We start from the raw sequence: 10,078 nt of genomic DNA on the forward strand, positions 1-10,078 counted from the left end.
AGACCCGAGGAGGTTACCATTATGGCGCAATTTAAGCAGCTGGTTTTGGTGTCATTGGGCATCGGACTAGCCCTCGCTGGTGGTTGTCGGAGTCCCGACGCCCACGCGGCGACAACTACTCAGACGACCGTGAGACTATCTGACTGGCAAACGGGGACTGATCTGACTAACTTTCAGCACCCACATCCCAATCAATATCTGGCGGTACCCAATGTTATCGCAACGGCTAATCAACAAGCCTCAACCCAGGCACCGCACCAGACAAGGCCGCGCGCCTTATCAATACTACCGCAAACTGATGAAGCCCATCAGTTTCTGGCCTGGTTAGGGCTGGTCATTGCGGGCTTGACCGGCTGGCTGGTATGGCTCAAACAACGCCGAAGGGAGTGATTCATTTGCATCGATTACGCCAATCAGTGACTGCTTGGCTCGGATTGCTGATTCTCTTGATGGGCCTGTTCGTTGTGAACGGGGGTACCATCTATGCAACCGCGACCACAACGGCCACCCCACTTAAATTTCAATCGGCCCCAGAAAAATTAGTTGTCGACCAAGCATTCACGATTCAACTCACTTTACAGGATCCCCAGGAGCAGCAAATCGTGGTCACGATTCCCGAGGCGCTCACTGTCAATCAAGAGCAAACGCGCAAAGCCAACAAACAAGCCCTGGCCGACCTGGAGTTTGATGAACAGCAACGCCGCTTGACCTTGACCGTCTCAGATTCATCACCCACTAGTACTTTTGATTTGGTACTGACTGCTCGCGAGGCTAAATCCTACCGATTGACTGCCAAGGCGCTGATTAGCGGACCACCGTTAGCTGCAGTGTCTGATAGCACCGACTCAAGTGCGGATAAGTCGATGACGCAAACCATCACGGCCGAACCACTCACTTTCACGGTGACGCCTGCCAGTACCGAAACATCGAGCCAGCCATCCGCCGACGTCAATCTTGAGACTTCCAACGATGCACAGGCGGCTGATGACAGTTCAAGTGCTGATTCAGCGCAAGTGTCAACCGAGGATGAATCGGCACAGGATAACGAAATTGATGATACCCAAGGAACCAACTCGTCATCCCAAGTTGCCAATGAATCCAGCACAACTGCTAACAATGACACTGAACTTGATCGCGCTAAAACATCGGATTCGTCAGCAGCCACCGATGAGTCGACACAAACAACCAAGGCAGCTGATCCCAAAAAAGCGAGTGACATTGCAGCTGCAGCAATCGTAGTTAACCCAGATGGGAGCACCACCGTTTCAACCTACGATGACTTAAAATCAGCCTATACGAATACTGCCGTCACGACGATTAAATTAGGGGCATCGATTACCCACACTTCAACCAGCGTAACAGAACTGGGCACACGCACGACCAGCCTCACCATTGATGGTCAAAACCACAGCCTTGATCTGGGTATCGGGAACTTCACGCTTGGTACCACATCCACCGCCCAGACGATGACACTAAAAAACTTTGCGAGTATTCGCGGGGCAATCGCCAGTGGAACCAGTAGTGGCGGTGCGGCTGGCCTTATCCAAAGTGGGGTTGACGCTGGCACCAATGCCGGTGGTGCCCGTTGGACAATTACAGTCGCCGACCTGATTACCACTAGTGACGTCTATCGGCTCGTCAACGCGCCAGGTAATCAAGTCAACGTCAGCGGTTCTGTCACTGCTACGACCGTCGCCGAAAACATGATTACCGGTGGCATGACCTTTGCCGCTAGTAGCACCTATGTTGGTCGCAAAGCCAGCAGTAGTGCTGCAAATAAGGCGTTCTTCAACTTTACCGCAACCAGCACGGTCGGTACTGGGAACCGGAAAGTCAACATTGGGAGCGCAGCCAATGTCAACTTGTTGGGAAGTACGTCGGATGCGACGCGCGGGATCTTCTATGATCAGTATGATGCCGTTAACGTGGAGACAAACGCGATACTAACGGCTAAGATGTATGGTAATGTTTATCGCGCAGAAACTGCCAACACCTTCACCGCCAACGCTGGTAGTAAGGTCACGTTTGAAAACCTAGCCACCACCAGTAGTAATGCCCTCTACTACGTCACACCGCTGATTCCCCTTGGTAATAACAGTACGTTTACGGTCACTGGCGGTGAATTGTACATTACCAGTAGTGGCTCGGCCCCAATCTTCGGCGGCTACATGTCCGGTTTGAGCGTTCTGCTAGATTCACCGAAGGCCTATGATATTAAAAATACGGACTTTGCGCTCCTCGTTCAAACCGGCTCCATCGTGGAGACCACCATCAAGAGTTTCAAAATCACGAATAGTAACCTCAGTATGTGGTCATTATCACTACTGAACCTGCTGAGTGCGAGTGTGACCTATCAAGGGATTACCGCAATTGAACAAAACGGGGCCCTGATTACGAACAGCGGAAGCGTCTTACCTGGACTGCTCACCTTCTCCGCTGCCCGTCGAATTGCGAACACCCTCGCATTACCCACGGTCCAATTCAGTTCACCGTATACGAGTGATTTGAACGCTCAGCTCGTGACCAATGCGGATAAAAAGGTTCGTGTTCGCGTCATTACCGGTTATACTGAATCGAACGGCGCACAAACACCGGTCTATGCAGGTGCTGGGACTGCCACCGTCAAATTGACGGATGATCAGGGTGCAACGCAAACTGGCACGACCGACAGCAGTGGTTACGTCAATTTCACCTTAAATCATTTTCCAACGGCCGGCACGACTATGACAGCTCAAGCAACGACCACCTATACTTCAGATCCTGTCACCATAACCGTCCAGGATAAGACGCCACCGACGCCGGTAACCGTTAAAGATGGAAAAATCGTTGCCGACCAAAAAACGATTGCCAGCGGTTCCACGACGACGGCTGGTAACACACTTCGTTACACGGTTAACGGGACCTCCGCAGCTGATAGCAACGGCAATGCCATCACAGCAACCGCTGCCAGTGATGGGAGTTGGTCCCTTGCGATGCCAGCCACTAAATTAAAAGCTAACGACGTCATTCAGATTTTTGTGAAAGATAGTGCGGGGAACGAAAATCCGGTCACCAGTACAACTTATCATGATGCCACGTTTGCCGCCGCTACCCAATACACCGTCGCACCGGCAATCGGCCCGACAGCACCAACTGAGCCCGAGCACCCTGGTACGACCAATACCAGTGGTAGCGAAAACACTGGGACCGGTAATACGGGCGAACTTCGTTTAGACTACGCGCCAAGCCAATTTAACTTTGGCAGTGTCACAACAAGTATGCAGCCTAAAACTTACGCCGCCCAGACAATCAACGGTGTCGCGAAACAGTGGCTCCAAGTTTCGGATAATCGGTTAGCAACTCACGGTTGGACCGTCACTGCCCGTCAGAACAGTCCTTTTACTAGTACTAGTGGCGCCCAACTCACCGGCGCGAAGTTACACATTCCTGCCGGGCAGACCTATAATGAACGCGCTACGGGCCAGCTCAAAAGCTACGCGGTCGATCTCACAACCGCCGAACAACCCGTCTTTGCAGCCCCAGCAACGGCCAACGTGGGGAAAGACCTTTCAACCAACGTCTGGCAACCCACCCAAGTTCAATTGACCGTTCCTGGCAACACCGCCCAAGCGGGCCAAACCTACAACACAACCGTAACTTGGACGCTAACGGCTAACGTGACGAACTAACAATTAAATGTGCCAAACTGAGGCTCCTCGGCCGTACACCTTAAGTACTGGCCCCAACTCTAGCAATTGGAAGCGCGACTTCAAATCACCATTAGACTACCACAATAATTGTCGATTTCATCACTTAAATTTGACCGTCGCTGGATTGCCCATCATTATTGATGACGCGACGGTTTTTTCCTGTGAGTTCCTAATTAGCTAATCATCAGCAGCCACTAGTTTTCCATGTCATATACTGAGCTTAAACAACACATCAACTTAAAATTGCCAAGTCCGTATAATGGACTTGGCAATAATCAACCTAGTTAGTGGCTAAAGTTTGTAACGCCTGTAAACTAGCCGTACTGAGTACATCCACCGGTTGGCTTAATCCCGGTTGAAAGAAAAAGTCACCATAAGCTAATTGCTCTAGCGTTGCTCCCATCTGGATTGCGAGCGAAACGGTATTGATGACCGCCGTTAATTCTGCTGTAGACATTATTTGTGCACCTAGTATCCGATGAGTTTTATCATAAAACAACTTAAAATGAACGGTCGCATTCAATCGAGCTGGTGCGGATGCCACCAATCGGGGAACCGCGATGTAAGTTGCTAATACTGGTTGTTGCATACGGACAGCTAGTTGCGTGTTTAGGCCCGTAGCAGCAAAGTAATATCCCGCCGCATTAAGTGCGGACGTTGCCTGAACGCCGGGAAACACAATTCGCCGATTCGTTAACAAGTTATGCGCTAATAACCGACCGGCATGACTGGCCGCGCTGCCTAAAGTGATCCGCTCTTTAGTACCCGTGGGCGTAAACCGAACTTTAGTCGCATCGCCAATCGCGTAAATATCTGGAACACTTGTTTGAAAATAATCATCCGTCTCAATTAATCCCTCAGAATCTAGCGCCAAAGTTCCCCGTAGCCATGCAGTATTCGGTCGATTGCCGACTGCGACAAGGACTAAGTCGGCAGCATACTGACCACGACTCGTTTGTACCGCTGTCACGTGTGTTGAACCTAATATGGCCGTCACCCGCTCTTCCATCTTTAATTGCAGCCCATTCTCAACACTCGCTGCAGCTAAAATTTGCGTAAATTCTGAATCAAGATTGTGACTGAATGGCCGATCGTTCACATCAATAACAGTTACTTGCTTGCCGGTTTGTTTAAATAAGGCTGCAAAATTCATCCCAATATAGTCGCCTCCAATCACGACCACGTTTTTAATTGCTGCTGACTTAGCGGCCAATTTTAACTCATTGATGCTGGCACGGTTTTGAATCGATCGAACACCAGATAATTCGGCTCCGGGAATCGGTAACTGGATTGGTAACGATCCAACGCTCAATACCAATCGATCGTAATGATCAGTTCGTAATTGCCCCCGTTGATTACGAGCAGTGATCGTGTGGGTCGCTGGGGTAATTTTTGTGACCGTCGTTTGGTCGAATAGAGTCACCTGCTGGGACAAGGCCAACCGCTCTTTTTCAGCATCCGCCGGAGCCCAATCCAAAGCCGTCGCGAATTGCCCGTGCTCGTACCAATGAATCTCATTATCCGTATTAGCTGCTAATAAGCCATTGACCGTTGCGCGGCCGCCATGTGCAGCCCCGACAATAATAATTTTTGCCATATTTTCCGCCTCTGATTACTTAAATTGTTGTTAACAACGCTATTTAAGATACACGTTGTCTTTAACTACAACAATCGTTTGGCTAAGGAAATCACTATTATTAAGGCACAAAAAGCAGTAAACTGTTTCTAAAACCAATTAGGAGATCTTTTTGTGACCCAACTCAATCAACGTCGACGTGGCAACCGACTGGAAAACGCGATTTATGACACCACCTATACCCTGCTTAGTCAATACGGCCTCGACCAGGTCACTTTTTCACGAGTAGCCACTTCGGCCGCTACCAGCCGCAGTGTTCTTTATCGCTACTGGGATTCGACCTTTGACCTCATCTTTCATACTATTATTCATCAAATACAAAAGACTCCCATTGCACTTACGACCACGCCATTAGATACTGGCAGTCTCCGTACCGATCTCATTCTGTTAGCGCAACGCTTTATCCAACAAACTAGTACGGGGCCCTTCCGCTATTTTCGGCTATTGTTTGCCACAGCCTTGAACGCGCAGAACCAGCGCGATCTCACGCAGTTAGTGACTCAAATTGATCATGCCAACTTGACCTTGATCGAGCCACTTCTGACGAATGCACAAAACCACGGTGAACTTCAGATTTGGCCTAACCAAGCCGCACAATTAGTATTGTTTCAACAATTACGGTACTGCGACATCATCAACCAACCGATGAACACTGATCAGCAACTCACCAATCTCATTGATCAAGTCGTTTTGCCGGCATTGCGAGCAAGTGGCGTTGCTAACCGGCATTTTCATCATTAAAGAACCTCTTCCTCACAAGTCAAATAAAGTCTGATTTCCTAGCCCATACTGCGTTGGAAATCAGACTTTATTTTTAATATTGAACCAGCGTCACCCTTAACTAGCCAAAACAAGGCGACGCCCCCTTTATCCGTCTAACAAATTGTAATCTGGCGCTTATTGACGATAATCTGCCCTTCAGCCGCCAATTGTTTAAACTGACGACTCAGGGTTTCGGGAGTAATCCCCAAAATATTCGCCAATTCCTTCTTCTTCAACGGCAATTCAAACTCGATTTGTCCGGATTCAACGGCACAATCGCGCAAATACGCCATCAAACGCGCTTTAGCATCCAGCAAATCTCGTCGCAATTGATTCTTCTCAGCTTCAATCAATTGGTTCCCAAAATTATTGATCATTGCTAATGATAAACTGGCTGATTCACCTAATAATCGCTGAAAATCATCATATTGAATGGAACAGACCCACGCATCACTCGTGGCTTGAATAAATCCCTGATTTTCATGCGGTGCAAACAACCAGCGCTGACCGACCACATCCCCAGTATGTAGTAAGTCAATAATTTTTTCCTTGCCATTATCGGCTAACGCATAAACTTTGGCCGTCCCCTCGTCCAAAATCAGCATCCCTTCCTGGTGGTCCAGCGGTTGTCGGATCAGTTGGCCCTTTTGAAAAAACTTGCGATGGTGCGTCACTGTAATCAATTTAGTTTTAATCGTTGGTGACAGCGGCGCGAAAAGTGGCGAGCGACTGATACAATCCATTTTTGAGTGCATAAATTTCCCTTTCTTGACATATATCAATTTTAATAAGCTTAGAATAGCATATAATGGACTTATAATGAAGAATTGGAGGAATCATTCATGACTAAAAAATACGTTGCTAACATCGTACCACTAAACGCAGAAGGCATTGGAACGGCACCCCATGGAACTGCCACCTTTGTTGAAGACGGTGACCAATTACACGTGGCGATTGAAATGTTTGATACACCTGCAAATACGCAACACTGGGAACATTTCCACGGTTTTCCAGATGGTAAGGCGGCCCAAATTGCCACGATGGCGCAGGATGCCAATCATGACGGATTTGTCGACTTGCCAGAAACTGAACCAGTCTCAGGGACAACGATGGTGCCATTTGACAACGCCCCACACCACATGGACGTGCCAAATGACAACTACCCAGTCGCTGACGCCCAAGGCCACTTTGCCTACGAAATCGACGTGCCATTAGCTGATTTGCAAGCGAAGTTCAAGGAAGTCTTTGGCACCGATGATTTGGAACTCGACAAACGGGTCATCTACATTCACGGCGTACCACAAGACTTGGCTTTACCAGCCACCGTTGCCGGTGAAGTTGGCGCCTACGATGCACACGTCACCTTACCAATTGCGGTTGGGAAGATTGAAGTCGCAGACTAAACTAAAATTTGAAGTAAGCTAAAACATAACGACCGGATGAGCCTATCACATGACAGGCTCATCCGGTCGTTATATTTATTGCTTTTGACTATCAACGGAAGCCTTGAAAACGCGAAATCGACTGACGATTATGCTTCCGACTGACGGAGCACTTCCGTTAATTGTTGCCGGAAAATTGGCGTCCAGATATTCCGATAGCCTAATCGGGTTGGATGAGCGTCGTCGACCATTGCTAGTGGTTGGGCGCGATTTTCAGCTTTGACCACTGGATCTTGCCAGAGGTCAATAATCGTGAAGTGCCACTTTTTTTGTAAGACTTTCAATTGCTGCACTAATTTACCATAATTCGCATCGTGTTTTCGCACACAAGTGAAGAACACGATTGGAACCGCCCAATGCTGTTGAACATAGGCCACGATTGTTTCAATCGCTCCGAGCGTCGTCGTTTCGTCAAAGCCGTGGCGCTGTTGTCCACCCGTAACTTGTCCCATAGCCTTATCATGCCGCCCATCATTGGTTGAGAGTTGGCAGACAAAAGCGTCCAATGGTTGGGTCACTGGAATCCGATGATAGAGCCGCTGCACATAACTATCTGGTGCGTTACCTGCTAAAGTGGTGCCGCTCACCGCTTCCTTGATGGCAATCACGCCATCCGTTGCGACGAGATAATCGACGAAGGAATCTTCCAGTGCACCCGCACCAGCCGTAATTGACGAACCCAGAAATGCAATCCGCCGACCCATCAACGGTGACTTGGGATTCAAGGTTTGATGGCTGGGGGCGTAACTAGGCAAATTGCCCGCAATCAACCGCCCCACCATCGTCTCACGCTGCAACTGCTTATTCACCGTTCCGACCTTGATTGCCGCCTGCAACAACTGCTTACGAATACTCATCTCGTCCGCCTCCTGCATTTCCAACGTGTTTGTAATACGTTGCTTACTCAACTACTGTAGCACATTCAGTTGCGTTGATGTTAGCTGTGGCTACTGTAAATCGTTGTAAATCACAAGTCATCAATTTGGTTGGCAGAGTTGTCATTCGCTACCAGCAGTGCGGTCAGAAATTGGCCTCGTGTAGCCGTTAAATAAACGCAACCTTTCTTGATTCAATACCATTGCAATACCACGATTCAAAACTTTTTATATGTGCAACAATCCGAGACCTCATCAGTTACCAAGAGATCATGATTTGATGCCAATCCATCAAAACTGTGATACGTATTCTTTGAAACAACCAATTCACTCCCAGTTATTAATCATATATGATTTTCTGAAATACAGTTAGTTAATTGAACAACCCAACTTAGAAAACATCTCCTAAACAACAAGCTTCTCATTACTGCCATCATTAAAGGTTACCCGTGGTCTTTGTTAATGGTATATACTTTTCAATAATAATGTGATAAGTTAAAGTATATGAACACAACAGATTCAGGTACCAACGGGGGGAACCATGGAATAAATCAACGTTATTATTCCGGCACTAAATCCCGATAAAAAGCTGATTGCTTTGATTCGGGATTTTATTGACGCGCCGGAACTAATGCAGAAAATTCGAGCATTCATTATTGTGGACGATGGCAGTGACAGCGATCATCAACCGATTTTTACACAATTAAAACAGCTACCTTTAAATAACCTAACAATTTTACATCACACACAATCGCGGTAAGGGGGCCGCATTGAAAACTGGCTTTCAGTATGTCGAGGCACACTTACCAACCGTTTCCGGAGTTGCAACGATGGATTCTGATGGTCAGCACACCGTTGCAGCACTTGCAAGCTGTGTCGCGACATTCAGTCGACAGCCACAACAGTTGGTCATTGGCGTTCGGCACTTTACCAACGCGGTCCCCTTTCGTAGCCAGTTCGGCAATCTGCTGACCAGTGGCCTCGTCCGTTTGTTGACTCATCAGAATATTTCCGATACGCAGACTGGTTTGCGTGTGATTCCAATCAGGTACATACCAGCATTGATTCGATTTCCGGGAGACCGGTTTGAATTTGAATTTGATATGCTACTGCAAGCTAAAAAGTACCAGATTAAAGTTATCGAACAGCCGATTCCGACGATTTATCTAGATGGAAACTCATCTTTCCATTTTCGTGTTATTCGGGATTCGATTGCGATTTATGCGCGCTTTTTTAAATTTGCTGCGAGTGGCCTCATCTCATTTGTGGTTGACATCAGTCTGTTCTATCTCACACTTTTTATTCTGGGCAACCATGTCTTGAACAGTATTCTCATTGCGACAATTGCATCCCGCGTGCTTTCGTCGATCGTCAACTACGCCATCAACCATCGTGTGGTCTTTGAACATGCCGGTCAGCAAACGTTACTTAAATATGCGGGCCTCTTCATCGTGCAAATGTTAGCTTCTGGTTTCTTGACCAATGCCTTAACTGCGGTGTTACCGGCTTCAAGTGGACAAATTGTGCCAACAATTGCCAAGATGCTGGTCGACTTTATGTTATTTATTATCAGTTATCAGATTCAACGTGATTTTATATTCAAGGAGCGGACTCAACATGTCCAATAAACGGCGTTTTCTCTATTTTCTAGCAATTGCATTATCGATTATTTAC

At 47.7% G+C, this 10,078-nt stretch carries 8 protein-coding genes; 5 read left to right on the forward strand and 3 right to left on the reverse strand.

Features of this window, described 5'->3' with window-relative positions; translation table 11 throughout:
* The first annotated feature begins 21 nt into the window (after positions 1-21).
* Positions 22-390, forward strand: coding sequence for an LPXTG cell wall anchor domain-containing protein (locus KGF70_RS02515; protein ID WP_088769675.1), 369 nt, complete (start codon positions 22-24; stop codon positions 388-390).
* Positions 387-3,668 carry a WxL domain-containing protein gene (locus tag KGF70_RS02520; RefSeq protein ID WP_367114978.1) on the forward strand — a complete coding sequence of 1,094 codons (3,282 nt, stop codon included), beginning with the start codon at positions 387-389 and terminating at the stop codon, positions 3,666-3,668. The genes KGF70_RS02515 and KGF70_RS02520 overlap by 4 nt, the downstream gene beginning before the upstream one ends.
* A gap of 301 nt (positions 3,669-3,969) precedes the next feature.
* Here the strand turns inward: KGF70_RS02520 and KGF70_RS02525 are convergent, their stop codons facing one another.
* On the reverse strand, positions 3,970-5,286 hold the full coding sequence (locus KGF70_RS02525) for an FAD-dependent oxidoreductase (RefSeq protein ID WP_216786395.1): 1,317 nt from the start codon (positions 5,284-5,286) through the stop codon (positions 3,970-3,972).
* A 153-nt stretch (positions 5,287-5,439) separates the two neighbouring features.
* Between KGF70_RS02525 and KGF70_RS02530 the strand changes: the two genes are divergently transcribed.
* A complete protein-coding gene (locus KGF70_RS02530; protein WP_216767616.1) occupies positions 5,440-6,066 on the forward strand; it encodes a TetR family transcriptional regulator in 627 nt (208 codons plus the stop codon).
* A 134-nt stretch (positions 6,067-6,200) separates the two neighbouring features.
* Here the strand turns inward: KGF70_RS02530 and KGF70_RS02535 are convergent, their stop codons facing one another.
* On the reverse strand, positions 6,201-6,842 hold the full coding sequence (locus KGF70_RS02535; RefSeq protein WP_216767617.1) for a Crp/Fnr family transcriptional regulator: 642 nt from the start codon (positions 6,840-6,842) through the stop codon (positions 6,201-6,203).
* Between the two features lie 87 nt (positions 6,843-6,929).
* Between KGF70_RS02535 and KGF70_RS02540 the strand changes: the two genes are divergently transcribed.
* Positions 6,930-7,490, forward strand: coding sequence for a hypothetical protein (locus KGF70_RS02540; protein WP_016374492.1), 561 nt, complete (start codon positions 6,930-6,932; stop codon positions 7,488-7,490).
* A 128-nt stretch (positions 7,491-7,618) separates the two neighbouring features.
* Here KGF70_RS02540 and KGF70_RS02545 read toward each other — a convergent pair whose 3' ends face one another.
* Complete coding sequence (locus tag KGF70_RS02545; protein ID WP_216767618.1) at positions 7,619-8,386, reverse strand: SGNH/GDSL hydrolase family protein; 768 nt, start codon at positions 8,384-8,386, stop codon at positions 7,619-7,621.
* Between the two features lie 788 nt (positions 8,387-9,174).
* Here KGF70_RS02545 and KGF70_RS02550 point away from each other — a divergent pair.
* The gene (locus KGF70_RS02550; RefSeq protein WP_253954677.1) at positions 9,175-10,032 is read left to right on the forward strand and encodes a GtrA family protein; all 858 of its coding nucleotides are present in this window, start codon (positions 9,175-9,177) and stop codon (positions 10,030-10,032) included.
* The last annotated feature ends 46 nt before the right edge of the window (positions 10,033-10,078 follow it).

The organism is Lactiplantibacillus sp. 7.2.4 (genome assembly GCF_018991185.1).
Lineage (GTDB): Bacteria > Bacillota > Bacilli > Lactobacillales > Lactobacillaceae > Lactiplantibacillus > Lactiplantibacillus pentosus.

What these genes read in the sequence shown, in the direction of transcription:
- KGF70_RS02525 (WP_216786395.1), bottom strand. Translation starts at nt 5,286, where the DNA reads ATGGCAAAAATTATTATTGTCGGGGCTGCACATGGCGGCCGCGCAACG.
- KGF70_RS02545 (WP_216767618.1), bottom strand. Translation starts at nt 8,386, where the DNA reads ATGAGTATTCGTAAGCAGTTGTTGCAGGCGGCAATCAAGGTCGGAACG.
- KGF70_RS02535 (WP_216767617.1), bottom strand. Translation starts at nt 6,842, where the DNA reads ATGCACTCAAAAATGGATTGTATCAGTCGCTCGCCACTTTTCGCGCCG.
- KGF70_RS02515 (WP_088769675.1), top strand. Translation starts at nt 22, where the DNA reads ATGGCGCAATTTAAGCAGCTGGTTTTGGTGTCATTGGGCATCGGACTA.
- KGF70_RS02540 (WP_016374492.1), top strand. Translation starts at nt 6,930, where the DNA reads ATGACTAAAAAATACGTTGCTAACATCGTACCACTAAACGCAGAAGGC.